Annotated in this window: 18 protein-coding genes and 2 tRNA genes; 14 read left to right on the plus strand and 6 right to left on the minus strand. The window is 63.4% G+C overall.

All coding sequences use genetic code 11. The annotated features are described in order from the left end of the window. Window positions 1–6 precede the first annotated feature (6 nt). A complete protein-coding gene (locus KY459_04850) occupies window positions 7–834 on the minus strand; it encodes a PQQ-like beta-propeller repeat protein (GenBank protein ID MBW3564032.1) in 828 nt (275 codons plus the stop codon). A gap of 102 nt (window positions 835–936) precedes the next feature. Between KY459_04850 and KY459_04855 the strand changes: the two genes are divergently transcribed. The 4 genes from KY459_04855 (at window position 937) to KY459_04870 (ending at window position 8,020) form a co-directional block, all read left to right on the plus strand. After that, complete coding sequence (locus tag KY459_04855) at window positions 937–1,503, plus strand: photosynthetic reaction center cytochrome c subunit (GenBank protein MBW3564033.1); 567 nt, start codon at window positions 937–939, stop codon at window positions 1,501–1,503. 66 nt (window positions 1,504–1,569) lie between these two features. Further along, window positions 1,570–2,250, plus strand: a complete 681-nt coding sequence (locus KY459_04860) for a hypothetical protein (GenBank protein MBW3564034.1) — start codon at window positions 1,570–1,572, stop codon at window positions 2,248–2,250. A gap of 77 nt (window positions 2,251–2,327) precedes the next feature. Then, window positions 2,328–6,071, plus strand: a complete 3,744-nt coding sequence (locus tag KY459_04865) for a DUF2339 domain-containing protein (GenBank protein ID MBW3564035.1) — start codon at window positions 2,328–2,330, stop codon at window positions 6,069–6,071. Next, the gene (locus tag KY459_04870; protein MBW3564036.1) at window positions 6,068–8,020 is read left to right on the plus strand and encodes a DUF3999 domain-containing protein; all 1,953 of its coding nucleotides are present in this window, start codon (window positions 6,068–6,070) and stop codon (window positions 8,018–8,020) included. The genes KY459_04865 and KY459_04870 overlap by 4 nt, the downstream gene beginning before the upstream one ends. Before the next feature lie 674 nt (window positions 8,021–8,694). Here the strand turns inward: KY459_04870 and KY459_04875 are convergent. Beyond that, window positions 8,695–9,789, minus strand: coding sequence for a hypothetical protein (locus KY459_04875; GenBank protein ID MBW3564037.1), 1,095 nt, complete (start codon window positions 9,787–9,789; stop codon window positions 8,695–8,697). Window positions 9,790–9,929: 140 nt separating this feature from the next. On the opposite strand from KY459_04875, the gene KY459_04880 reads away from it, so the two are divergent. Both KY459_04880 and KY459_04885 read left to right on the plus strand, forming a co-directional pair. After that, window positions 9,930–10,325, plus strand: a complete 396-nt coding sequence (locus KY459_04880; protein MBW3564038.1) for a YbaN family protein — start codon at window positions 9,930–9,932, stop codon at window positions 10,323–10,325. A gap of 189 nt (window positions 10,326–10,514) precedes the next feature. Beyond that, complete coding sequence (locus KY459_04885) at window positions 10,515–10,937, plus strand: hypothetical protein (protein MBW3564039.1); 423 nt, start codon at window positions 10,515–10,517, stop codon at window positions 10,935–10,937. A 106-nt stretch (window positions 10,938–11,043) separates the two neighbouring features. Here KY459_04885 and KY459_04890 read toward each other — a convergent pair whose 3' ends face one another. The 4 genes from KY459_04890 to KY459_04905 form a co-directional block, all read right to left on the minus strand. Continuing rightward, window positions 11,044–12,585 (minus strand): hypothetical protein, encoded by a 1,542-nt coding sequence (locus KY459_04890; GenBank protein ID MBW3564040.1) that lies wholly within the window; start codon window positions 12,583–12,585, stop codon window positions 11,044–11,046. Window positions 12,586–12,687: 102 nt separating this feature from the next. Further along, window positions 12,688–12,764 (minus strand) — tRNA-Val (locus KY459_04895). 84 nt (window positions 12,765–12,848) lie between these two features. After that, a tRNA-Val gene (locus KY459_04900) sits at window positions 12,849–12,925 on the minus strand. A gap of 322 nt (window positions 12,926–13,247) precedes the next feature. Continuing rightward, the gene (locus KY459_04905; protein ID MBW3564041.1) at window positions 13,248–13,898 is read right to left on the minus strand and encodes an outer membrane beta-barrel protein; all 651 of its coding nucleotides are present in this window, start codon (window positions 13,896–13,898) and stop codon (window positions 13,248–13,250) included. A 131-nt stretch (window positions 13,899–14,029) separates the two neighbouring features. Between KY459_04905 and KY459_04910 the strand changes: the two genes are divergently transcribed. From KY459_04910 to tnpA, 8 genes are all read left to right on the plus strand, one after another. Beyond that, entirely contained in the window at window positions 14,030–16,576 is a 2,547-nt protein-coding gene (locus KY459_04910; protein MBW3564042.1) for a hypothetical protein, read from the plus strand. An 827-nt stretch (window positions 16,577–17,403) separates the two neighbouring features. After that, window positions 17,404–18,816: a hypothetical protein gene (locus tag KY459_04915; protein MBW3564043.1), complete on the plus strand. Its 1,413-nt coding sequence runs from the start codon at window positions 17,404–17,406 to the stop codon at window positions 18,814–18,816. Window positions 18,817–19,336: 520 nt separating this feature from the next. Next, window positions 19,337–20,257 (plus strand): ABC transporter permease, encoded by a 921-nt coding sequence (locus tag KY459_04920; protein MBW3564044.1) that lies wholly within the window; start codon window positions 19,337–19,339, stop codon window positions 20,255–20,257. After that, complete coding sequence (locus KY459_04925) at window positions 20,254–21,102, plus strand: ABC transporter permease (GenBank protein MBW3564045.1); 849 nt, start codon at window positions 20,254–20,256, stop codon at window positions 21,100–21,102. Before KY459_04920 ends, KY459_04925 begins: the two co-directional genes overlap by 4 nt. A gap of 460 nt (window positions 21,103–21,562) precedes the next feature. Beyond that, window positions 21,563–22,861 (plus strand): glycosyltransferase family 4 protein, encoded by a 1,299-nt coding sequence (locus KY459_04930; GenBank protein MBW3564046.1) that lies wholly within the window; start codon window positions 21,563–21,565, stop codon window positions 22,859–22,861. Continuing rightward, window positions 22,858–23,946 (plus strand): glycosyltransferase family 4 protein, encoded by a 1,089-nt coding sequence (locus tag KY459_04935; protein ID MBW3564047.1) that lies wholly within the window; start codon window positions 22,858–22,860, stop codon window positions 23,944–23,946. Before KY459_04930 ends, KY459_04935 begins: the two co-directional genes overlap by 4 nt. Beyond that, window positions 23,946–24,992, plus strand: coding sequence for a glycosyltransferase family 4 protein (locus KY459_04940; GenBank protein MBW3564048.1), 1,047 nt, complete (start codon window positions 23,946–23,948; stop codon window positions 24,990–24,992). Before KY459_04935 ends, KY459_04940 begins: the two co-directional genes overlap by 1 nt. A 490-nt stretch (window positions 24,993–25,482) precedes the next feature. Next, the gene (gene tnpA / locus KY459_04945) at window positions 25,483–25,917 is read left to right on the plus strand and encodes an IS200/IS605 family transposase (protein ID MBW3564049.1); all 435 of its coding nucleotides are present in this window, start codon (window positions 25,483–25,485) and stop codon (window positions 25,915–25,917) included. Window positions 25,918–25,930: the final 13 nt, after the last annotated feature.

Below are 25,930 nucleotides of genomic sequence, written 5' to 3' on the forward strand. Positions count from 1 at the left end.
AACAGATCAGGTCGCAGCCGCTGCGTTTTGCTGCGCCTTCATCACCGAAAAGACGGCAGCCTCCGCGTCGCCTCCGCCCATCGAAATGAATCCGTGGCCCAGCCCCGAGAGCTTCTCGACCCACGCGATCGTTCCGGTTCGCCGGTCGAGCCCGTAGAGTTTCCCCGAATTCGCAGCCACGATGCGATCGGAGGAGACGACACGCGCGTGGCTCAGGTTCCCGAGCGACCCGAGGGTCGTCCGCCAGTTCTCCGATCCGGTTGAAGCGTGCAGGGAAACGACCCGGTTTCCGATCGTCAGAATCACGTCCGAGTCATCTCGTCCCGTGTCCGCGAAGAATATCGCTCCATATCCGGTGCCCTTCAGCGGATTCTCCCAGAGAACCGACCCGGTCGAAATCCCGATCGCGATCACCTCCCCGCGCGTACCCACCCAGACCCGATCACCGAGGTGCCTGACCGTAGCGATCGAGCTGCTCCGGATCTTCCGTCGCCAGAGCTCCCGACCAGTCGCCGGTTCGATGGATACGACGTGACCTTTGATTCCGATGATGATTGGACCGCTCGACATGATGACGACCTCCGGACCAAGTTTATCCCTGGAGAAGAGTGAAGAGTGAAGGGGGAAAAGAAGAGTGAAGAGTGAAGAGTGAAGAGTGAAAGAAATGCGGGACGCCGGGCGAGGGACGAGCTTGCGCGATGCGACATTCCACCGGGAGGGGTTGGGCGATTCACGATCCCACACCCAGATTCTTCGCCCGCGCTGCGCCGGGCTCAGAATGACGAGTGCTTCACTCTGATCCCTGATCCCTGACCCCTGATCCCTTCTTTTCACTCTTCACTCTTCACTCTTCACTCTTCTTTTCACTCTTCACTCTTCTCTCTTCACTCTTCTTTTCCGACCCGGGTTCGCCTCTTGAATACCGGAGGTGATCCCATGACCATCCGATCTCTGGTACTTTTCGCCGCTCTCGTTCTTCTCGTTTCCTCCTGCAGAACGCCGTCCGATCCCCCCGCACCCGATCCCGGCCCCACGCCGGCATCCGGGGAGGCTTCCGCGCGGGCGGACCAGATGGAGATCACTCCCGTACCGCCGCCCGAACCGAATCCGCAGACCGCTCCTTCTCCCCCGCCCGCCCCCCCGAACCCGATCATCGCGCGGCTTCGCGAGGAGATCGCGGGAAAGGAGCATCTCCCGGCCGAGCAGGTCTTCGAGAACATCCAGATCATGGAGGGGATCCCCGCCGGACGGCTCCTTTCGATCATGGAACGCGGCTTCGCGCCGGCTCTCGGCGTCCGCTGCAGCTTCTGCCACGAGCCCGGCAACTGGTCGTCCGACGAGAAGGAGCAGAAGAGAACCGCCCGGGAGATGTGGAAGATGGCTGCCGACATCAACACGCGCATCGAGGGGATCACCGGAGAGAAGGCGATGGTGAACTGCTCGACGTGCCATCAGGGGAACTCCAGCCCGCCGGGACACGGCGCCAGGCGCCCGGAACGATAGACACTGCCGGCTCGACCGAGTACGGCGCAATCGTTGAATATCCGCTTTCGCGAGAGGTGACTCGAAATGCGTCGATCGCTGATGACAGTTCTCGCTCTGCTCACTGCCGGGCCGCTCTCCGCCGCCGACTGGACGATCGGGTACGAGGGAAGCGACCAATGGGCTCACGGATTTCTCACGGTCTCTCAGCCGGTCTCGAGGCTCGGGGAGGGCGACCTGATCGCCTGGGGAACCGCCAGCTACATCCGCTACGACGTCATCGACGGTGGCGCGCGCCGCAACGTCTCGGCACCGGGCGTCGGCGCGGGCGTCCTCTGGCGATGGAGCAGCCGGCGCAGCTTGTTCGCGCTCGGGCCTGGTTACGAATTCCGCTGGATCAACCGTGAAGGTTTCGAACGGCGGACCGAGCACGGGCTCACGCTGAGAGCGGACGGGCATCACTGGTTCGGCGAATCTCTCATCCTCACAGCGAATACCACCTACTACGACGCGATCGAGTGGACGGCCGCACGGTCGTCGCTCGAGTACGCACTCGGGGAGAACAGTTTCCGAATCGGTCCCGAGATCGCGTATCAGGGGAATGACGACATCAGTGTCAGGGAAATCGGCGGCATCCTCCGCTATCCGGTCAGCGATCAGACCTCCGCGTGGGTGCGCGGCGGTACCGCCAGAACCGAGCTCAGCGACGGGACCCGACGGGACGATCCCTACTTCAGCGCCGGAGTCGGATACACGCTCCGATACTGAGACCGCCGCCCGGGGAAAGCCCCCGGATCGCCGGACTGTCGACATCGGTCATCCGGCTCGATTATCCTCCCCCCATCGTGGAATTCGTTCTGCTGCTGGCCGCGATGGCCTTTCTGATCGCGAACCACAATCGAAGCCGGGAAAACCGGCAACGGATCGCGAATCTCGAAGAGGAGATCGCGGGAGTCCAGGACTCGCTCGAGATCATCCGCAACCGGATGCGGGAGACGCTTCTAGCCGCGGATGCGCTCGCGGATTCCGAACCGTCGAAAGCCGCCACTCGGAAGCAGCCCGCCGGAGCGACACCCGATCAGCAGCCGGCTCGGCCCGTCGCGACACCTCCGGCGGCTCCGACGCCTGGATTCGTCGCCAAAGCTCCTTCCGCGCCGGAGAAACCGGTTCCGCCGGAACGTCCCGTCGTTGCACCGGAACAACCGGCCGCCGCACGAAACGCCGAACCGGCCGGAGCAACCGCGGGTCCTCAGGCACCGGCTCCTCCCGCGGCGAAACCGCCCCCGCCCCCGCACGAGCCAGCACCTCCCCCGCCACCATCCGGCCCGAGCTGGTCGGATCGCTTCCGGCAATTCGACTGGGAGAGCCTGATCGGCGTCCGGCTCTTCTCCTGGATTGCCGGCATCGCGCTCGCTCTCGCATCGGTCTTCTTCATCAAGTACTCGTTCGACCAGGGGATCCTGACGCCTCCGATCCGGATGGCGATCGGCCTCGTCACGGGAATCGGTCTGCTACTCGCCTGCGAGCTGCGCGTCGCCCGCGGTTATCGGCATACCGCGAACGCCATGGACGGCGCCGGAATCGCGATACTCTACGCGACGCTCTTCTCGTCGAGCGCCATCTGGAAGCTTCTCCCGACCTCGCTCACCTTCGCGCTGATGATCCTCGTGACGGCGGTTGCCGTCCTGCTCTCGGTACGGCGAGACTCACCGTTCATCGCCGTGCTCGGTCTCGTCGGCGGCTTCGCAACACCCGCGATGCTTTCGACCGGAGAGAACCGCCCCATCGTCCTCTTCTCCTATCTGTTGATGCTGAACGCGGGCCTCGCCTGGGTCGCGTATCGGAAGCGGTGGCCGCTGCTGTCGATCCTCGCGCTCGCATTCACGACTCTCTATCAGTGGGGCTGGGTCGTCCGTTTCCTCAACAGCTCGACGATCCCTCTCGCGATCGCGATCTTTCTCGCCTTCCCGATTCTCGGGGTCGCGGCCTTCTTTCTCGGAGCGCGCGAGAAGAACGTATCGAACCTTTTCGGGCGGAGCGCGGCGACCGCGGCGATCGTCCCGGTCGCGTTCGCTGCCTATCTCGCCGCGGTTCCGGCGTACGGCGATCAGTTTCACCTCCTCTTCGGCTTCCTCCTGATCGTCGGCGCTGGACTCGCGCTCGTTTCGGCGAGCTCCCGCGCCCCTGAAGTACTCCATCTCATCGGAGCCTTTTCGGCCGTGCTCGTCGTCGCGATCTGGACCGGCATCTCCTGGTCCGCCGCCGCATGGCCGGCGATCCTTCTCTGGATCTCCTCGCTCGCCATTCTCTACGCGCTCGTTCCGATCGCGATCCGGCGCTTCGGAGCTCGCTTCGGTCTCGCCGAGTACTCTGGCGTCGGCCGCTCGGCGACGTGGGCTGCTCCGCTGTTCCTCTTCGTGTTTCCCGTGATCGCGGCAATCGAAGCGAGGACGCGGTCGCCGCTACTTCTCTTCGCAACGCTGTTCGCGCTTCTCCTGGTCATCGCATTCTCCGCGATCCGGCTTCGCCAGCCTGCGCTCGTCCATGTCGCGGCTGGAGTAGCGCTCCTGACCGAGATCGTCTGGTCGGCGCGGTATCTCGCTCCGGAAACGCTCGCGTCTGCACTCGTCGTCTACCTGGCCTTCACGGTGCTTTTCGTCGGGATCTCGATCTGGATGAGCCGCCGGAATGTCGCGCTCCGTTACGGGAGTGCGCCCTACCTCGTGGCGGGATTCATCATTCTCTTCATGATGGCCGGTGGCTCGGTGGCAAGTGTCGCGCTCCCGGCGCTCACGCTTCTGATGTTTGCGATCCTCGCGGGGCTGTTCATCGACGGAAGGGGACCACTTGTGGTGACGGCGGGACTGCTCCTCTCCTGGCTCGTCCTTCAGATCTGGTGGTCGACCGCGGACGTCGTCGCGAATCTCATCCCGGCGCTCGCGATCCTCGCTGCGCTGTCGATCTTCATCCTCGCCGGCTCGTGGTGGCTGAACCGGAAGGAGTCGGAGAGCGGGCGGATCAACGCAGCATTCGCGCTCGTCGGACACCTCTTCCTCGTTGCCGTCGCGATGCGACCCGATCTCGCCGTACCTCCCGGGCCTCTGTTCGCGGTGCTCGCGCTGCTGACCGTCGCGATCGCCATCGGGGCTCTGCTTCTGCGCGACACCCTGCTGCTGATCGCGAATCTGCTCTTCGCGCAGGTCGTGCTCGCATTCTGGGCCGCTACGGCCTCGACCCCCCCGTATCCGTCGATCGCAATCCTCGCAACGTTGCTGGTCGCTGCATTCGGAGTCGGATGGAGCGAGCGGATCACCGCGCTCCGACAATGGAGCGACGAGGAAAGGAAGCATCTGATTCTGGCGATCTTCGCATCGCTCTTCTCGGCGCAGCTCGTCACCATGGTCGCCACGTCCGCCGGTGAACCGCCGCTCGCCCTGATCGTCGCGGCTCATCTGATCGTGATCTCCGGGATTTTCTTTTACGCCGTCCGATCCGGCTGGCAGCTCGCCCCCGTTCTGGTTGCGGTCACCTCGGGTATTGCGATGTTCCAGTACCGGGACGGTTACGTTCCTTCGGACTGGAATCAGGAAATGATCCTCGCGCTCGCCCTCTATCTCCCGTTCATCATCTACCCATTCGTTCTCGGCCGGCGCGCACTCGGGTCGATCCAGCCGTACTTAGCGGCGATCGTCGCGAGCGCGGCGTTCTTCTGGTTCGCTCTCGTGAATCTGAAGGAGCATGGGTATGCGGACGTCATCGGAATCCTGCCGATCGCGCAGGCGGTGCTACTGTCGTCGTTCCTTCTGCAACTTCGCCGAATCGAGCCTCCCGCGGAGCGAAACCTCGATCGGCTCGCACTGGTCGCCGGCGTCGCACTCGCATTCGTCACCGTGGCGATTCCCCTTCAGCTCGAGAACGAATGGATCACGATCGCGTGGGCGCTCGAAGCGGCCGCTCTCGTCTGGCTCTTCCCCCGAGTTCCGCATCGCGGACTTCTGATGTGGGCCGCTGCGCTGGTCGCAATCGTTTTCGTCCGCCTCTCGCTCAATCCGGCAGTGCTCAGCTACCACCCGCGAAGCGATACGCCGATATTCAACTGGCACCTCTACACCTATCTGACGTGCGCGCTCGCATTCTTCGCCGTCGTCCGGCTTCTGAAGGACGACAGCGTTCTCGCCCGGCGACTCCGGGCAGGGGCGGCCGCGGGAGGAACGATCCTTCTCTTTCTCCTGCTCAACATCGAGATCGCCGACTTTTTCTCGAAAGGTCCGACGATTACCTTCAACTTCTCGGCAGGTCTCGCCCAGAACCTGACCTACACGCTCGGGTGGGCGGTTTTTGCGATCGCGCTCCTCGTCGCCGGGCTGGTTCTTCGAAGCCGGCCTGCGCGAATCGCGGCGATCGGACTACTCACGCTCTCGGTATTCAAGGGATTTCTCTCGGACGTGATGCAGCTCGGCGGACTCTACCGGGTTGCCTCCCTCGTCGGCCTCGCCATCGCTCTCGCGATGGTCGCGGTGCTTCTTCAGAAATTCATTCTCTCGAAGCGAGAGGATGCTCCACGCCCCACCCCGGAGGCCGCGGTTTGACCAGACTCGCAATTCCGCTCCTTCTCGTCGCACAGATCGCATCGGGAGCCGAGATGGAGCGGACAATCGAGCCGCAGGCTCCCGGTCCCAACCGCATCGAGGTCGACGCGCCGCTGCTCGAAGACGCTCAACCTCTTCGCTACTCCGGAAATCGCTTCATCAGCGGGCTCGGAGACCTTCGGATCAGGGACCGCAACGGCGCGGAGATCCCGTACATCCTCGTCGCCCCGCGCTCGGCTCCCACATGGTTGCGAGCGAGCGTCCTCCCGATTCGTGCGACGAAGAAGACGAGCGGCTTCGAAGCAGACCTCGGTGCCCCCCATTCAGTCGACGCGATTCGCCTTCCCGATCTTCGCGCACCTTTTCTCAAACGCTTCCGTCTCGAAGGAAGCGGCGACCGGCAGCGCTGGACGCAACTGGTCTCCGAGGGGACGCTGTTCGACCTCCCAGCCGAATCGATGGTGCTGCGGGAGGCCGAGTTCGAGCCGGGTGAGTACCGGTATCTCAGACTCACCTGGGATGACCGCACCAGCGGCGTCATGCCCCTCCCCGATCGCGTCGAGGTCCGCCGCGCGTCGATCGGGAATCAGACCCATTCGCTCCTTCCGGCAGAAGTGACTCGACGCACCAGCGAGCCCGGCGCCAGCAGGTTCCACATCCGGCTGCCCGGCTCGAATCTTCCGCTGCGTGCAATCCGGATCCGAACCCGTGAAGAGACTCTCTCCCGACGTGCATCCGTCTTCGAGTCCCGTCTCATCGGCGCCGAAGCGACGCCCGTGTCGATTGGAAGCGCCACACTCCGGAAGATTCAGCAGGACGAGGGAACCGCGGAGGGCACGCGGATTCCGGTCGAGCCACCCATCGGACCGGATCTCGAGCTCGTCGTCGACGACGGTGACAATCCGCCTCTCGATCTGGAGGCGGTCGAGCTCGAGCTTCCCCCGCTCCCGTGGATCTATTTCGAGGCTCCGTCGGCCGAGCCGCTCATCGCGGTCTGGGGACGTCGCTCGCTCGAGGCTCCGGAGTACGATCTCGCCGCGCGCAGGGAGAATCTCGACCTCGACCGCGTACCCGTCGCCTCCTGGGGACCCGCCATGGAATCGGACGCTGGCGATGCGTCCCCGCCTCGGCCGGTCACCTTCGACGGAGCACCGGTCGAGAGGTCGCAATTCCGCTGGATGAAGCCGGTTCCTCCCTCGGAACCGGGTCTGACATCGCTCCTCATCGATGAAGACGTTCAGGCGCACTCTCGCGATCTCGCCGACGTGCGGATTGTCGGAGACGACGACCGGCAGATCCCCTATCTCGTCGAGCGTCGGGACGAACCGATGGAGATCCCGCTACGTCTCGGCCCGAGAACCGACGAGGGTGAGGGATGGTCGGGCTACACGCTCGAGCTCCCATGGCCGACGACGCCGCCGGGTACGAAGCTCGTTGTGCGGACCGGCGAGCGGGTGTTCGACCGGAACGTACGGATCGTCACGGCCGGCGACGGTTCCCGGCTCGACGGAAGGACGCTCGACGAGACCCGGTGGGCCGGCACCGTGCCGGAGCGGGAGGCGCCGCCTCTCGTCCTTCAACCCTATCTGCACGGCTCGGACGTGGTCCGCCTTCTGATCGACGAAGGGGACAACGCGCCGCTCGAGCTGAGCGGTGTCAGCCTCCTGATCCCATCCGTGCGATTCCGGTTCATCCGCGGGGTCGAGCATGATGACCTCGAGCTTCTCTACGGCGCGCCTTCGCTCAGGAAGCCCCGTTACGACATCGGACTGATCGCACCGAGGCTCTTCGGCGAGCCGGCCAACGAGATCGCGCCCGGCGAGGAAGTCGCGCTGCGCGAAGATGCCTCGGAAGCCTCCGCGCTCCGCTGGTTCTGGATCGTGATCGTCGTCGCCACCGTCGCGCTCCTGCTCGTCATCGCGCGTCTTCTGAAGCCGGGCCATCTGTAGAGATCAGGATTCAGGGATCAGGATTCGGGGATCAGGATTCAGGAGCCAGGGATCAGGGATCAGGAGCCAGGGATCAGGGATCAGGGATCAGGAGCCAGGGATCAGGGATCAGGGATCAGGAGCCAGGGATCAGGGATCAGGGATCAGGAGCCAGGGTGGAAGAGTGAAGCACTCGTCATCCTGAGCCGCCGAAGGACGGCGAAGGATCTGGGGGCCGGTCGTGAATTGACGTGATGCCCTTTCCGCGTCGAATCAGTCCCGAGCCTCCGACCAGATCCTTCGCCGTCATTCGGCGGCTCAGGATGAAACGACCACGAAATTGCTGGACTTCGACCCTCTTGCAGCGCTTCGCTTGGACTGATGTCCCAACCTGCGAGGTCCCTCGCTTGCCCGCCCGACCTCCCGCTCGGGATGACGTCGGTTTGAGTACGTGAGTGCGCTTGTTTCTGCACTCACGGGTTTCATTTCCGCTTCACCGGCGCAACGCGCCGGTCTACTCGCTTCTAGATGACGAGTGTTGAAATCGCGCGAGAACAAGAGACCAGGCATTCGTGCAGAATGTCCAGCATCACCGGGAGGGCGAGGCGCCTGCCGGTGAAATGTTGGATCGCCCAAGCTCGTCCCGCGTCCCACGCCCCGCGTCCCGCATTTCTTCACTCTTCACTCTTCACTCTTCACTCTTCCTCCTCCGGGCGCCACCGAACGCGATAGACCGGCTCGGGCCGGAGCTCTTCCATCAGCGCATCCCGGATCTCCTCGCTCTGCGGAACGGAGTGAACCCAACGAGGCTGCTCGAGAAACGCGGCGAGCGGGTCCTCTTCCGATTCGTCCTCGTCCCTCGCCTCGTCCTCCTCGGCCATGCGCAGAAACACAGTGAGCGGGTCGGGGGTGATCCACCGACCCTCGAGCGCGGCGAACGCTTCCCACAGACCAACCCGAGGAACGACGAACGAACCGTCATCCTGCTCTTCGACTCCCTCGTGGAGCAGAACGTCCCCGTCGACACTGATCCGGAGTGACGCCGGCAATGGATCGTAGACGAGCTGAGAGACGCGCTGGAGCGAGAGAGATTCGTCCTCGCTCACGCTGAAGAGCCCAATCAGCTCGTCCAGCTCGATCTCGAACTCGTCGAGCAGAATCCTTTCGGTCTCGGTCAGGATGGCGTCGATTGCGAACATCGCCGAGACGACGTCGCGCGTCCTGTGCGGATGCGCTTCGATGTATTCGTAAATTCTCGCAACCGCGCCGTAATAACGGCTCACGCTCTGAAGCCAGACGGTCATCCTCCGTTCCAGCGCCCGCTGCTGCTCGACGGACGCCCCGTTCGAGGTACCGGGATAGATCGAGATCTCGCGCCAGTCCTCACCGCCCGTCACGAAGACGGAGATCGATGTATCGCCGAAAAAGAGACCGATCTCCCGCGGATCGAGTACCGCCGAGTGCTGCACCTTCGTCAGCACGCCTTCGGTGCGCGTCCACGTTCTCTGCTCGCGGTAGGGGTTCACGGCGGCAAACCTCCGGCTCCACTGATCAGTCTCGTCGGCAAGTGCGTTCGCGAGCGCCGTCGTCGACGCGGCAGCCGCGGGCCTCGTCTCCGGATCGACCGGCTCGATCTCGACCGTGACGCTCACCCGCGCCTCCTCGTCCGAGAGCATCTCGATATCGATCGACTCGGTGAGCGGATCGGTAACGCAGGCATTCAATCCGATAAGGAGGATCAGTGCGAAGAATTGCAGCGGGTGGCGGAAGCGGATTCGAGATGTTTTCATCGGGTCGATTCGTACGACGAATCGGAAGGCTCGCAGGACACGTCGAGCTCGTTGCGGGATCATAAGGGATTGCATCCCTCTGCGCAGCGGGATTACTTCCGCAATAACGAATCCCGACCGGTCGTTGCCAATCTCTGGGCATGATCCGGATCCTCTACATCTTCATGGGGACAGTGAGCGTCGGGCTCGGAATCGCCGGTATCCTGCTTCCCCTCCTCCCGGCGACACCCTTCATGCTGCTCGCCGCCTGGTGCTACACCCGAAGCTCCCCGCGCCTGAGACGCTGGCTCGTCAATCACCCGGTCCTCGGTGCGCCGATACGCGATTTCCGGGACAACCGTCCGCTCCCACGCGGCAGACTGATCTCGATTCTCGCCATCCTCTGGACCTCGATCGGCGTCTCCGTTCTGATCGTCGACCCTCTGCTGATCAAACTCCTCCTCCCGGCGATCGCCGCCAGTGTGACGGCGTGGCTGCTGGTCCGGCAGACCCGTCTCGCCAGAACCCCGTCCCCTCCAGGCCGATTGGCCAACTGACCGTCCGATTTTCAAACGGTGGTCTGGAATTTCGACTCGCTCCCTGACCCCTGATCCGATTCAAGCTTCTGATTAAGAAGTATTTACGTTCATACCAGGATCGGAGCGATTCTTGGAACTGGTACCGGCAACACCGAACGGAAAAGGAACGAACCGCTCGACGAATCAGAAAAAAGGGAGAACAGGAAAATGGCGACTAAAGACATCACGCTGGTATGTACCGACACGAAGCGAGCACTCATCGACTGGTCGCGAGCGAGCTCCGACGATTCGAAAGTCGTCTCCGCCTGGAACATGGAGCTCTGCAAGGAAGCGATCACAATGGCCGACAGCCTCGACATCAACCTCAAGCGGGTGATCTTCGACAAGACCGTCGAGGCGGACGAGTTCCTCGAGGTCATCGCCTGGCTCGGCCCGGATTTTCTCGGCGACCTCGTCATGATCAACTCGCGCGACTCCGGTTACATGAGCGCCTCCTCGCCCATGGGTGGACGCGTCATCTACCGTCTCGAGAAACACGACGTCGACTTTTATCTCGAAGCGCTCGGAATCGAATCGTCCGAACCTTCGATGGAAACCATAGTGCCCGTCAAACTCCGCCTCGTCGGCTGAGTTTTCCGCATCTCCTGTCGAACGAAGGCGCCGCGAAAGCGGCGCCTTTTCGTCTTTCGGAGGGGCGACAGATGTCGAGGCTTCGGGCTGATCTCTCGCGTTCGACTCAGACCGCCCGGCTTCGGTCGGATCTCAAGAGGATCACCAGCAAACCACCTGTCGCCGCGACCGAAACGAGCCGCAACACCGGAACCGCCTCCGCCAACGGCCCCACCGACAGCCTGCTCACGCTCTCGAACGTCTCCATTCCGAACCGCGGTTCCGGTCCCCAGCGGAAGAGAAAACTCCGCAGCTCAGGACTGCTCAACCCGCCGTAATCCCGCAGCAACGCTCCCTCCGTGATCACGACGTCCCACACGAGGAACCACATTGCGAAGCCCGTCGCGACGAACCGTCCGCCCCGCTCCAGAACGAAGCCTGCAACCACCGGGAACAGCAGCGGCGCGAGCACGAACCAGTACCACCCCTCCTTCCCCGCGAGCGGCATCGCCAGCCCGAGCGCTCTGGCATCGGCGATGTGGGCGAGGGCATGCACGCACTGGCTTGCGGCGAACAGAACCAGCGTCACCGCGCTGACCGCAAACCAGTAGCGATCATCACGCTCCATTCGCCGGCGAATGAGCAGCAGCGCGATGAGCAGCAGCGGCGGCAACACATAGAGCCCCATTCCGGCAACCGTGAGCGCGTTGTTGTGCTGACCGCTCATCCAGATGCCGCTCGCGATCGTGACCTTCACCATCCCGGCATAGTCGATGTCGACGCTCTCCGCGGTCTTCTCGACGGGGTTGAAGACCGCGAGCCCGAGCGAGGTACCGGTGCGATGTCCGAGCTCGGAGATGGTCGAGAGCCCGCTCAGCGCGCAGAGAACCAGAACCGTCGCCATTCGCCCCTGGCCCGGCTTCCGGCGCCACCAGACGAGCGGAATCAGCACCGCCATCGGCCACGTGTAAAGTTTGACCGCGATCGCCCCGGCCCATGCGAGCCCCTCCGCGAGGATCGCCCACCACCGCTCCGAGCCGCGAATCGTCAGCGCAAGCGCCGCCGCGGCGAGGAAACATGCGAGAGCATCGTTTCCGGCCCGCGCCACCAGCGTCTGCCACGTCGGAATGAAAAGGAGGATCGACGCGGCGACCAGCCCCGCCATCCCTCGCAGCATCCATCCGATCAGCCCGGTGACCGCGATCGTCGCAACCGCCAGCGCTCCCGAGAGAAGGCGAAGCGCTCTCAGCTCACCCCTGGGAGTCAGATCCGGGACGAGCTCGCGGACCGACGCGGCGAGAGTGTACCAGGGAGAAGGCTGCTGGGCCTCGTAGTTCGGGAGGACGTAAGTCCGCCGCTCGGCTTCGGTCAGCCGGCGCGGCGGCGGAAGCTGATAATCGCCAGCGACGAGCTCCGGCCACCCGGCTCCAGCGCGCGCGAAATCCGGCATCCACCCCGGCTCCCGCGCAAGGCTCTTCTGCAGATAGAGCGGAATCGAGAGCTCGTCGGGAGTCGGGTTCCGCCCCTCCTCGGCGACGAACGCGACGCGCGCCACGTGATAGATCTCGTCGAGTCCGGCGTAGGGAGGGAGCGCCGCGAGCTGCATCATGATCCGCGAAGCAGCGGCGAGGATGAGCAGGCCGAATGCGACCCGTTCCATTCGCGACATGGTGCCGGATCGTATCACCCGGTACGATGATGCTGTTCGATGTCCGGAAATGAAAACGGCGCCGGGAACGATGAGTACCCGGCGCCGTGAATGATTTCGGACTGGTAGGCTCTAGCGGACTCGAACCGCTGACCTCCACCGTGTCAAGGTGGCGCTCTAACCAGCTGAGCTAAGAGCCTGTGTCGGACCCGCTGTTTTTCGCGGAACGCTTCCCGTTAAGCCCTCGCGGAGAGTCGAAATTCCCCGCGCACGATGGAAGCGGATGGTAGGCGCTGCCGGACTCGAACCGGCGACCCCCACCGTGTGAAGGTGGTGCTCTAACCAACTGAGCTAAGCGCCTGAAAGCTGCTCCGCTCGCATCTTAACTCAACCGGAACCCGGGCGCATTTCCAGGGAAGGTTGGAGGTTTGAGGTCTGAGGTTCGAGGGACGAGGCTCAGGCAGCTCGCTCTTCGTGATCGATTTGATCGCGCGAGGACGCGCGGTTCCTGAGGCCAACCTCAAACCTCCAGCCTCGAACCTCCAACCTTCGAGCGTCGCGATGGGGGTCGTCGCGCAAGCTCGCGACAGGGCTGAGAAACCTACGACGATTCCTACGTGCCTCAGCGTCGGGATCCTGCGATCCCGTAACTGCGCTGATCCCTGATCCCTGATCCCTAAGCCCTAGAACCTGATCGAAATACCCCCGGAGAGGAGCAAGGGATTGATGTTGATCTCGTCGGTCGTCGTACCGCTGCCGAAGATCACATTCGCGGACGATTCGAGCGGAACGTACTTCGCGTCGATGTTGAGCCCGAAGGTATTCCCGAACCAGTAATTGAGTCCGATGTTCGCGGCGAACCCGGCATCCTCGTCGATCGCGATCCGGTCGAAACCCGCCTGGTCGACATTGTCGCCCTCGACGTCGTCCACCAGTACGTACGCGACGCCGCCGCCGATGTAGAGATCGAACGGTCCGTCCGGATTGAAGTGATACTGCAGCACTGCGGTCACCGGGATGACCTCGACGTCGGTCGTATTGATGAAGGTTCCCGACTGATCATTGGTCTCCGTGGTGATGACATCGGGCTCGATGAGCGAGAGTCCGATCTCGGTCGAGAAGCGGGAACCGAGATAGAAATTGACCGCAACTCCATAACCGGTGTCGTCCTCGAGCTCGAGTCGGACATCGTTTCGATCGGACGAGCCCTCGATTTCCTCGTGGGTGTCGGTGTCGAGCCAGGTGAAGCGGGGGATCAGCTCGACCTGGCCGTAGGCTGGGATCGCCGAGGCGATCAGGCCGAGAACCATCAACGGAATCAATGTGCGTTTCATGAGTCGTATCCTCCGCCGCCTCGGGAGTGCAAAATAACCGCCCGGAAGCCCTGGTGACCCAGGTCACGGAGAAATCCCCGCCCTGTGAAATAATCAATGCCTTTCCGCTCATACGGAAAACGGAGGCTCTCATGAAACGGACCCGCCTGCTGGCATTCGCGATCGTCACCGTTCTGATGGCAGGAACTGCCGTCGCCGGCTCCTTCATCGTTCCCCCTGACGAGATTCTCGTCGACCGCGCTCGTGTAATCGCGTCCGGCGTCATCGTCGACAGCTGGTCTCAGTACGATTCCGACGGCAGTATCGAAACGATCTACCGCCTCGCGGTCGACGAGATCCTCAAGGGCTCGACCGATCCCATGATCGAATTCCGCGAGCACGGCGGCGTGATCGGCAACCGGTGGGAGGCAAACAGCGCGATGCCCGTCTACGAGCGGGGCAACCGCTATCTGATCATGTTCGATCGCTTCCGCGACGGACGGCTGACGACGCTCGATTTCGTCCTCGGAAAGTTCGAGTTCCGCGACGTCGATGGCGCCCGTCTCCTCGTCCGCCAGGCCGCGGAGATTGAAGGATGGGATTCCTCGGGAACCGTCCATCGGGAACCGGCACGACACGCGGACCGATTTCTTCGGATGGTGCGTGAACGGGTGGCCGCCGGTCCTTCAGGGGAGCTTTCGGCGGATGCAACGATCGCACCGTCTCCGATGGCGAATGACCTCGACACGGTCTCCGCGGCGCAAATCGGCTCGGGCGCCTGGAGCTCCGGCTCGATCGTGAACTACACGGTGAGCGGAACGCCCGCTTCCGGCGACGACATGCTTGAATTCGACGGCGAGGACCGCATCATCGTCGACGATCCGCATGGTGAGATCACTGGCTCTTTCCCCCAATCGAGCACACTCGCCACCGCCTTCTTCGGCGGCTTCATCGAGGCAGATCGCATTGACATCAGCGGCTCCGACATCGTGGTAAACGACGGGGTCAGCTCCTCGACGATCAACCAGAACGTCTACAACACGATGATGACCCACGAGATGGGCCACACGCTCGGCTTCCGCCACTCGAACCAGAACAAGTTCAATGAACCGAACAGCGCGTGCGACCCCGGAGCGCCGTGCACGACCGACGCCGTGATGAATTCATCGGTCAGCGGCGCATTCAATGGCAACCTCCAGCCGTACGATTCCAACGCGCTGAGCGCAAACTACGCAACGCTCTCCTCGTTCGAGCCTGACTATCTGACGCATACAGTGAGCAGCGGCAACGAGATCCCGTTCCACCGCGGCGGAGGCACCACGACATGGTTCATCTCCGCCCCCGCGAGCTGTACCGGGCCGACCATTACCGCGCAGCCCACAGCCAATCCGACCACGATCACCGCCGGAGAGTCTTCGACACTCTCCATCTCCGCAACGGACTTCACGAGCATCGCATGGTTCCGCACGGGATCGTCGACTTCGATCGGAAGCGGTACGTCCATCACCGTGAGCCCGACGGCGACGTCCTCCTACTTCGCACGCGTGACCAATGCCTGCACTTCGATCGACAGCAACTCCGTCACCGTCACGGTCGTCGAGGGCTGCACGAACGTCGCGATCTCGACGCAGCCGGCGAGCCGGACGATCGAGTACGGCACCACGACCTTCCTCTCGGTCAGCGCGACCGGTACCTCCCCGACCTACCAGTGGTTCGTGGGTAATTCGGGAGATACCTCGAATCCGATTGCAGGCGCGACCAGCTCTGAGATCAGCGTCAGACCATTGACGACTACCAGTTACTGGGTCCGGGTATCCAACAGCTGTCCGAGCTCGGAAAACAGCACGACGGCGACCGTCACGGTACTCGACTGCCAGCCAGCGAGAATCACGAGCCAGCCACCCGACCAGACCGTTGAGAGCGGTCAGCGGGCCACGCTGAGCGTGAGCGTTTCCGGCTCCTCAACATTTACGTTTCGATGGTATCAGGGGAACGCGCCGGACACCTCGAACCTCGTCTCGAGCTCCCAATCGTTCCTCACACCGCCGCTGACCCAGCAGACCACCTACTGGGTCCGGGTGAGCAACGACTGCGGAACCGACGACAGCGGGACCGTGACCATCAACATCGTCGCCGCCTGCGAGGCCCCGGTCATCACGCAGCAGCCGCAGAGCACTTCCGTCCAGGCGGGCGGCTCCGCAACGCTCTCCGTCATGGCAACCGGGACGGCTCTGCAATATCAGTGGCTCGAGGTCAGTGGCACTACGCAGACCCCGATCTCCGGCGCCACCGGAGCAACCTTCACCACACCCGCGTTGACCTCCACGAAGAGTTATGCCGTCAGAGTCTCGAACAGTTGTGGAACCCGGACGAGCAACACCGTCACGGTCACCGTGACTCAGTGCCAGCGTCCGATGATCACGAAGCAGCCTCAGGACATCACGATCCCGAGGGGCGCTGGATTCACCCTGACCGTGGAGGCGACAGGTGAAGGGTTCCTCCAGTACCAGTGGTTCGTTGGCCAGTCGGGTGACACCTCGAGACCGATCTCGGGCGGCGTCGGGCCGGGCCTCTTCATCGGTACGCTCGACAAGACGACGAGCTACTGGGTTCAGGTGACCAACGGCTGCGGCTCGACCAATAGCGCGACGGCCACCGTCAGTATCAGCCCGCGGCGTCGCGCCACGCTTCACCGGTAGTCGAAGAAACGGTTGCCGGTGGCCGGTGGCCGGTTGTCGGTGGCCGGTTGCCGGTGGCCGGTGGCCGGTTGCCGGTTGCCGGCCACTCGTCCAGGTTGATTGTTACCACCCTGACGGACCAGACGCCGGAGCGTAGCCTCGACAAACCCCTCTCCCCGCCCCGTCGTCCCGAGCGGGCGGCGAGCTTGCGGATCGTTTTGATTCGGCGTACCTGCGGGCGGGCAGGCGAGGAGCCTGCCCTGAGGGGTGAGGGGCGGGGGGAACCGAAGGGACCTCCAGAGCGAGTACAGTGAATCCAAATGCAGCGCCGGAGGCGCGGCATAAAGTAGCGCGGGGTGGAGCGGCCGAAGGCCGCGGAACCCCGGGTCATGAGGGCAACCAGATCTCGAGCCCCGGAGGGGCGACAGATGCGTCGTCGCCGAGGCTGACGGCTTCTGAAATCTGTCGCCCCTCCGGGGCTCCGTAGACGTGGCGTGACGTTAACCCGGGGTTGCGGTCGGCGCCTGGAGGCGCCTCCCTTCACCCCGCGCTACTTTCTGAGCGCCCCTGCCGGGGCGCAACGATCTTCAGATTGTTGATCCCGGCGTGACCTTAATCCCGTGCTTGCGGCCGGCGCCTGGCGGCGCCTCCCTTAACCTCCCCCCACCGGGGGCGCACCGGTGCAGTCCCCGGAGACTCGCCACTTCGCTTTGTCTGACTCCTCCAACCTCCAACCTCCAACTTCCAACCTGCGGCTTCCAGCCCCATGAAATAAGTTACCCCTCCCGCGCGTCCCTTCCACACGGGAGGAAGCCATCAGAATCGGAAAACTCACTGCAACGCTGATCGTGGCCGTCGTTGCCGGTCACGCATCCGCGGCCTCGTACGTCGTTACTCCGGACGAATACCTGATCGACAGGGCCAGCTCGATCGTCTCCGGCACGGTGATCGACCGCTGGTCCCGGGTTGCGGAAAACGGAAGGATCGAAACCGTCTATCGCGTACTCGTCTCCGAAACATTGAAAGGAGATCCGTACGGCACGATCGAGCTCCGTGAGTGGGGCGGCGTCATCGGAGACCGGTGGGAAGCTTCGAGTGCGGCGAGGGTCTATGAGCCGGGCCGGCGATACCTGATCTTTCTCGACCGCTTCGCCGACGGTCGATTCACCACTCTGAGCTCGAGCCGCGGGCGTTTCGAGTACCAGGAAGGTCACGCGAGTGCATTGTCCGATCCCGAGAGCGTGTCCCTCCTTGAAGGTGGAGCCAGCGAGACGAGACCACGAGGGGCCGAAGAGCTCGAGCGGCTCGTCCGGCGACGATTGAGCGAGTACCGTGGGATGCGTCAGTCCTCATCGCTCGCCAAAGCATCCGGACTCGGTTCGCTGAACGTGGAGGAGGCACTCGACATTGCGCTCGCTGCCTGGAACGGACCGCTCGTCCGCTATTCCGCGCCGCGGACACCGGCGACCTCGAACACCCGCGATCCCTTCGACGGTGAGGACAGGATCATCCTCGGCGATCCGCACGACGATCTGCCCGGTACGTTCACCGGCACCGGCCTCGTCGCGGTCGCGTTTACCGGAGGGCGGGTCCTCGGGGGACGGCTCATCATCGAGGGCTGCGACGTCATCGTCCAGAACGGTGTCACGCATGAGAATCTGAAGCAGACGAGCTTCAACACCATGATCGTGCACGAGCTCGGCCACTCCCTCGGATTCCGTCACTCGAATACCGATCGCTTCGGCGACCCGCCCTGCGAGACCGGAGCTCCCTGCAGCAACATCGCCCTGATGACCTCGCTGCTACTCGGAAGCCTGAACGGAGTGCTCCAGGCGTGGGATCTCGATGCACTCGGCAACAATTACGCGCATTCAGGCATCGTTCATCCCGAGTACCTCATGTATCGGACGGAAGGGGACGGAACCTACCTGATGCATCGGGAAAATCCCGAGGCTGTCTGGCTCGTCGCCGCCTGCAATTCACCCGAGGTGGCGAAGCCCTCTTCGAGCTCGCTGCGCCTGACTCCCGGAGACTCCGCGACGCTCGCGGTGGAGGAACGTGCCGGCGAATCAGTCGTCTGGCTCGCATCCACAGCGAATGAGAGCGAGCTCGAAGAGATCGGCCACGGCGCACGGGTCATCGTGACGCCCTCAGTGACGACGACATACACCGCGCATGTTTCGAACGGGTGCGGAGCAACCGAGAGCGAGAGCCTGACGATCGAGGTGGCTTCGCGGTGGAGACCCGTGAATCGCCGCTGAACGGCTTGTCGATCCGTTCGGCGCGGCGCGGGAACGCGAATTCGACATCTGACGCCCCTCCGGGGCTCTTCAATTTTCTCGTGCACCGTGGCCCGGGGTTCCGCGGCTTCGCCGCTCCACCCCGCGCTACTTTCTGACCGCCCCTCCGGGGCTGGAGGCATGGCCGTGAGTCAACATGAACAGCGTCTCGAGGGTTGATTCACGATCCCCCGCCCAGATTCTTCGCCCGTGCTTTCGGCCGGGCTCAGAATGACGTGGCGCTGCTCTCGCCGCATACCAACACTCGTCATCCTGAGCCGCCGGAGGACGGCGAAGGATCTGGGAGAAGGTCGTGAAGCAACGGGACCATCGTCTCGAGCGTTGACTCACGATCCCCCCCGGATTCTTCACCCGTGCTGCGCCGGGCTCAGAATGACTCGGGTCATAACTGGCAACCGGCAACCGGCAACTGACAACCGTCTTCCCCGGCGAGGAAGTTGCACCGGGCTCGGGAGATTCGAGCGAGTCACGCGAACCCTCCATGACCAACTATCTGATCAGACGGCTTCTGCAGATCCTTCCGATCACTCTGGGTATCGTCACGCTCATCTTCCTCCTGATCCATCTCATTCCGGGCGATCCCGCAATCCAGATCGCCGGCGATGGGGCCAATCCGGCGCAGGTCGCCCAGGTGCGTGAACGGCTCGGACTCAACAAACCTCTCCTCCAGCAATACCTCGACTTCGTCGGGGGACTCGTCAAAGCGGATCTCGGGAGGTCGTTCGTCACCAACGAGCCGGTCACCGAGGAGATCGTGGATCGCTATCCGGCGACGATCGAGCTGGCGCTCGGCAGCATGCTGATCGCGCTTCTCGTCGCGTTTCCGCTCGGGATGCTCTCGGGCATCAAGCGCAACTCGATTTTCGATAACGTCGCACGCGTGTTCGCTCTGATCGGCGTCTCAATGCCCAACTTCTGGCTCGGTCCTCTGCTCATCATGATCTTCGCCGTCTACCTCGGCTGGCTTCCCGTCTCCGGAAGAGACGGCATCGAGAACATGATCCTCCCGTCCCTGACGATGGGTCTTTCTCTCTCCGCCATCCTCACCCGGATGATCCGGATCAGCATTTCCGAGGAGCTCGGCCAGCTCTACGTACTGACGGCTCTGGCGAAGGGAGTGAGCCGGACCAAAGCGATCTTCAAGCACGCGCTCCGCAACGCGCTGATTCCGGTCGTTACGATCGTCGGCCTCCAGTTCGGCGCGCTGCTGACCGGAGCGATCATCACCGAGCAGATCTTCGCCTACCCGGGCCTGGGCCGATTGCTGATCCAGTCGATCACGAGCCGTGACTATCCGATGGTGCAGGGGGTGATTCTCGTCATCGCGCTGACCTACATCGTGGTCAATCTCATCACCGATCTCTTTTACGCCTTCATCGACCCGAGGATCTCGTACGAATGAGAATGCGAAGGATCAGGGAGGCGTTCCGCAACAACTTCGCGCTCAAAGTCGGCGTGGCCGCGACCCTGCTGGTCATTCTGATGGCACTGCTGGCGCCGGTAGTCGCTCCGCACCATCCCTCGATGCAATACGACGGGGCAATTCTCGAGAAACCATCCGGCGAGTATCTGCTCGGAACCGACGAGCTCGGGCGCGATGTTCTCTCGAGGATTCTCTACGGAGCACGAGTCTCCCTCCGGGTCGGCTTCAGCGTCGTCCTGATCGCATCGAGCATCGGCATTCTCCTCGGTGCGATGTCGGGGTACTTTGGAGGGATTCTCGACACGATCATCATGCGGATCAGCGACATCCTTCTCGCGTTCCCGGGGATTCTTCTGGCGATCGCGCTCGTGGCCGTCCTCGGGCCGAGCCTCAACAACGTCGTTTTCGCTCTTTCGATCGTCGGATGGGTCGGTTATGCGCGGCTCGTGCGCGGGCAGGTGCTGAAGGTCCGTGAAATGGAGTTCGTCACGGCCGCGGAAGCGCTCGGCGCGCGATCACCTCGTGTCATTCTGTGGCATGTCCTGCCGAACGTCATCAACCCGGTGATCGTCATGGCGACGCTCGGTCTGGCCGGCGCGATCCTCGCCGAGGCGGCGCTGTCGTTTCTCGGGCTGGGGGTCCAGCCGCCGACGCCGTCGTGGGGATCGATGCTCGATTCCGGCCGCCAGTACATCGGCGCTGCCAACCATCTGACGATCTTCCCCGGCGTCGCGATCATGATCGCCGTCATGGGGCTGAACTTCCTCGGAGACGGAATGATCGACGCCTTCGATCCGAAGTACCGGAAAACCGTCAAGGAGTAGCAGGCGACGCCCTGGAGGGTCGCCTGCGGTCTGTCGCCCGCTGAAGCGGGCTCCATTGAGGGGCCCCGCGTTTCTGTCCCCCGGCTGAAGCCGGGGGCTAGGTTCTGTCGCCGCCTTCGGCGGCTTAGTCGCTTCGTTCGAATTCAGCGAGTCCGAGGCGCTCCCTCCGTCGTGTTTGATTCTGTCGCCCGCTGAAGCGCGGGCTTGTAAATAATTCATCCTGGAAGCTTTGAGTTCGCGTGATGTCCGGCTTTCAGCCCGCTTCAGCGGGCGGCAGAACGCCGAACATTCGAAAAAAGCGGCAAGACTCGCGGGCTCACCATCTCCGGCAGCCCGCGCCAGCGGGCGACAGACCTTAGCCCCCGGCTTCAGCCGGGGGACAGAGTCGGATTTCTATAAATGTCGAGCCCGCTTCAGCGAGCGACAGAATCGAACAGCCGGGTTAACATCCGCCACCAGCATGCGCGCACTCGTATCAGGAGCGCTTCATCGCGCTCGACAGGGAGCCGGCCGCGCCCGGGCGATCTTCCGGGAGCTCGTCCGCATCGCGCGTGTCGTCGCGAGAATCCTCTCGCAGCTCGCGACCACAGCCTGGCGGACAGTGTCCAGTCGATGGCGCCGCCGTCCCGAACCTCCTTTCCGGATCGGCGTCGACGTCAGTCCCTACTACGAACCGCTGACCGGGGTCGGCTGGTACCTGCACGAAATCCTCACCGAGCTCTCGGCTCGCCCCGACGTCGACATCATCGCCTACGGCGAAGCCGCCGTGACGGACGGATCTCCCGGCCTGCAGGTCGAGCTGCCCACCGGAATCCCGCTTCATCAGTTCGATCTGCGCGGAATGCAGCTCCCATGGCTCGCCGGAAGAATAGCCGCCGCTTCGCAGCGGCTTCTCGTCTACGCGGACGGTTGCGACGTTCTGTGGGGTCCGAACTACTTTCTACCGCGGCGGCTCGAACGAAGCGGCAAGCCGGAAGTGTTCACGATTCACGATCTGACGTGGAAGCGATTCCCTGAGCTTCTGCAGAAAGAGACACTCGAAGCGCTCGAGAAGAAAATGCAGCGGACGATTCACGACGCGGCTGCGCTCATCACGGTGTCGGAGGCGACGAGACACGATGTGCTCGAGAATTTCGACCTCGCTCCATCTAGGGCGCATACGGTCCTTTCCGGCATCCGGCGATTCGATTCGTCACCGGATACTTCTCGCACGCAACGCCCCTACATCCTCTTCGTCAGCACGATCGAGCCCCGAAAGAACCTCGACGTCCTGATCGACGCGTACGAGCTGCTTCGATCGCGCGGCGAATACCAGGGTCGTCTCCTCGTCGCCGGTCGCGTCGGCTGGAAGAGCGAAGAAACGATTCGAAGGCTCCGGACGAGCCGCTGGTCAGCCGACATCACCCACCTCGATTACGTCACCCGCCCTGAGCTCGCCAGACTCTACTCGGGTGCCGACGTCTTCGTTCTGCCTTCGCGTTACGAGGGTTTCGGGCTTCCGATTCTCGAGGCCATGTCTTTCGACACGCCCGTGATCTGCGCGGACGTCTCGTCGATGCCGGAAGTCGGCGGCGATGCCGTTCTCTATTTTCAGCCTGACGACGCCGCTGAGCTCGCCCGGCGGATCCGGGAGATCGTGGACGATCCCCCCCTCCGCGCCGTACTCGTCGAGCGGGGGCGAAAGCGTGTGGCCGAGCTCACCTGGACGCGCGCGGCCGAGGAGACTCTGCGGGTGATGAAGAAAGCGGCGAGCAGATGAGCCGCGATCCGCGACTCATCGTCGACGGACGGCCGCTGGTCGGGAACCGGACCGGCATCGGCGTCCACGTCGCCGAGGTCCTGGCGCGGCTCGGGTTCGATCCGGCGCCGGTCGTCGCGGCACACGCGCCGATCGAGAATCTCTCGCGCCTCGAAGGCGTCGAGCTCCGCGTCGACCGATCACTCAACGGAATCACCTGGCAGCAGTTCCGCCTCCCCTCGGTCGCCAGGCGAGTCGGAGCCGGCGTCCTCTGGGGCCCTCACGGTACGATTCCATGGACGATCCGGATACCCGCCGTCGTCACGATTCACGACCTGACCTCGATCATGATGCCGCGCCTTCACTCGCTCAGGACAATTTTCTCGTTCAATCTCTTCATCGGACGAAGCCTGTCGATCGCGACGAAGATCGTCGCGGTGTCGCGGCATACCGCTGAAATGGTCGAGCGGGGCTTCGATGTCCCTCGCGCAAAGATCGAGATCGTTCCGAACGCAGCGTCGTCCTTCTTTTCTCCGGGACCGGCTGACGAGCTCCCCGTGGGGCTCGACCCCGGCTCCTACATCCTCTTCGCCGGAACGGTCGAGCCGCGGAAGGGTGTCGCCGATCTGCTCGACGCCTGGGAAGCGCTGAGCCGGCCACGTCCCCGTCTGGTCGTCGCCGGTGGACGCGGCTGGAAGCTCGATGCGCTCGAGCAGCGGATCGAATCGCTGGGGCCCGAGGTCGTTCGGACAGGACGCGTCACGGACGCGGCGCTCCGAAGCCTCTACAGAGGCGCGCTGGTCACAGTGTATCCCTCCCACTACGAAGGATTCGGGATCCCGGTGCTCGAGGCGATGCAGTGCGGCTCCCCGGTCATCACGACGACTGGCGGCGCTCTCCCCGACGTTGCCGGGGAGGCCGCGATCCTCGTCGAGCCCGGCCGGCCGGCGGAGCTGCTGAGCGCGATCCGTCGAGTCCTCGAGAGCCAGGATCTTCGGCATGATCTCGCCGCACGCGGACAGGAGCGATCCCGCCATTTTTCCTGGGACGCGAGCGCCGAATCCTACGCGACGATCTTTCGGGAAGCCGCACGGAGCAGAGGCTGATGGCGCGGATCGCGATCGACTGCCGCAAGATCGGCGACTTCGGGATCGGGGTCTGGATCAGATCGCTCCTCACGGGACTCGTGGAGATCGATTCTCCTCACCAGTTCCTCGTCCTCGGTCCCCATCATCTGAAAGACGACGTTCCCGGAGATTCGCGATTCGTCCACGTCCCGCTGGAGAGTCCTCACTATTCATTCCGTGAGCTCGTCGTCGTCGGGAGAACCGCGGAGAAGCACGGGGCCGGTCTCCTCCACTCGCCTCACTACGTCGTGCCGATGACACGTCTTCCCGTCGTCACGACGGTGCACGACCTGATTCATCTGCGCGTTCCCGGCCTCTCCATCCACGCCCGGACGTACGCTCGAGTCATGTTGCGCCGTGCGGTCCTCTCCTCGGAGAGGGTCCTCGTCCCGACCGAAGCCGTTGCGAACGAGATCGTCCGGCGCTGGCCGAAAGCGAGGAAACCGATCGTCACGGGATGCGGAATCGATCCCCTTCTCGAACGGACGGAAGCGGGTGAGCGGATTCCGGGTCTCCAGCCCCGCCGATACTTCCTCTATGTCGGCAACGACAAGCCCCACAAGAACGTACAGCGGCTGGTGGAGGCGTTCCGCCCGATTCACCGGCGCCATCCCGAGACTCTCCTCGTACTTGTCGGCGGCGACTTCAGGAGATTCGATGATCCCGGAATCGTTCATCCCGGTTTCGTCACACCCGGAACGCTTCGAACTCTCTACGAACAGGCGCTCGCGGTCGTTCAGCCTTCGCTGTTCGAAGGATTCGGACTTCCCGTTCTCGAGGCGATGTGGTTCGGGACGCCGGTCGCGATCGCCTCGATTCCTCCTCTTCTCGAGGTAGCCGGCGACGCAGGGCTGACGTTCGATCCCGAATCGGTCCGATCGATCGAGGACACCCTCGCGCAGCTCGTGAACTCTTCCGATCTGCGGCGCCACATGGCAGAGGCGTCGCGAAGCCAGGCCGCTCGCTACACCAGAGCTGGCCAGGCGTCGAAGGTCTCGGAAGCGTGGGGCGAGGTGCTTTCATAGGGATGTCGGGGTAGGGGCCGGGATTCTGTCGCCCGCTGAAGCGGGCTCGACGTTTGAGGGTGCCACGCGTTCCTGTCCCCCGGCTGAAGCCGGGGGCTATGATCTGGCGCCGCCTTTCGGCGGCTCCGTCAGCTGCGTCCGATTCGGAGCGCGTCGGAAACGATCAGCCGGTGTGTTCGATTCTGTCGCCCGCGCCGCGCTCGCGAAACCGCCCGATGAACGAGAGTCTTTGCTGGCCCGCGGTCCGCGGCGACAGAACGTCGACCGCTCTCAAAGATCTTGAATCTCGCGAAGATCTCCACTTCGCATCAGCCCGCTCCGCGGGCGAGAGAACTTAGACCCCGGCTTCAGCCAGGGGTTGGGAGAGCCGCCGCAGAGAATGTCGAGCCCGCTTCAGCGGGCGACAGATTCTCGCTATTTACGTGGATCGCGATCCGAGGTAATGTCTGGAGTGTCCACAGCACCCGCGCGATTTGTCCGGCGACAAATCATGAAACATAGTTACAGCGCGATCTTTCATCACATCGTTTTTTCGACACGACAACGCCAAGCTGCGCTCGACTCCGAGCTCGAGCTACGCCTCTTCCCCTATCTCGGGGGCATCTGCCGGGGGCTCGACGCAAGGTTACTCGCCGTCAATGGAGGATGCGACCACCTTCATTTGCTCGTTCTTCTACCGGCAACCCTGGCGACGGCAGAGTTCGTCGGGAAGCTGAAGGGAAACTCCTCGAGATGGCTCCGCGGCATTCGCGGAAGTCTGTGGCCCGGCTGGCAGCGCGGATTCGCTGCGTTCAGTGTCAGCCGGTCTTGCATTGCGAATGTCGAACGCTATATTCGGCAGCAAAAGGAACATCACAAGAAGAAGACGTTCGAAGAAGAGTTGATCGCTCTGCTCGAGGCACACGGCGTCAAATTCGACTCATAATTCCTGGAATCGG

The sequence above is a fragment of the Acidobacteriota bacterium genome (genome assembly GCA_019347945.1).
GTDB lineage: Bacteria > Acidobacteriota > Thermoanaerobaculia > Gp7-AA8 > JAHWKK01 > JAHWKK01.

Bases quoted from the DNA above. Each gene is read 5' to 3' on its own strand.
- KY459_04855 (MBW3564033.1), top strand. From the start codon at position 937: ATGACCATCCGATCTCTGGTACTTTTCGCCGCTCTCGTTCTTCTCGTT.
- KY459_04860 (MBW3564034.1), top strand. From the start codon at position 1,570: ATGCGTCGATCGCTGATGACAGTTCTCGCTCTGCTCACTGCCGGGCCG.
- KY459_04875 (MBW3564037.1), bottom strand. From the start codon at position 9,789: ATGAAAACATCTCGAATCCGCTTCCGCCACCCGCTGCAATTCTTCGCA.
- KY459_04880 (MBW3564038.1), top strand. From the start codon at position 9,930: ATGATCCGGATCCTCTACATCTTCATGGGGACAGTGAGCGTCGGGCTC.
- KY459_04885 (MBW3564039.1), top strand. From the start codon at position 10,515: ATGGCGACTAAAGACATCACGCTGGTATGTACCGACACGAAGCGAGCA.
- KY459_04890 (MBW3564040.1), bottom strand. From the start codon at position 12,585: ATGTCGCGAATGGAACGGGTCGCATTCGGCCTGCTCATCCTCGCCGCT.
- KY459_04905 (MBW3564041.1), bottom strand. From the start codon at position 13,898: ATGAAACGCACATTGATTCCGTTGATGGTTCTCGGCCTGATCGCCTCG.
- KY459_04910 (MBW3564042.1), top strand. From the start codon at position 14,030: ATGAAACGGACCCGCCTGCTGGCATTCGCGATCGTCACCGTTCTGATG.
- KY459_04920 (MBW3564044.1), top strand. From the start codon at position 19,337: ATGACCAACTATCTGATCAGACGGCTTCTGCAGATCCTTCCGATCACT.
- KY459_04925 (MBW3564045.1), top strand. From the start codon at position 20,254: ATGAGAATGCGAAGGATCAGGGAGGCGTTCCGCAACAACTTCGCGCTC.
- KY459_04930 (MBW3564046.1), top strand. From the start codon at position 21,563: ATGCGCGCACTCGTATCAGGAGCGCTTCATCGCGCTCGACAGGGAGCC.
- KY459_04935 (MBW3564047.1), top strand. From the start codon at position 22,858: ATGAGCCGCGATCCGCGACTCATCGTCGACGGACGGCCGCTGGTCGGG.
- KY459_04940 (MBW3564048.1), top strand. From the start codon at position 23,946: ATGGCGCGGATCGCGATCGACTGCCGCAAGATCGGCGACTTCGGGATC.
- tnpA (MBW3564049.1), top strand. From the start codon at position 25,483: ATGAAACATAGTTACAGCGCGATCTTTCATCACATCGTTTTTTCGACA.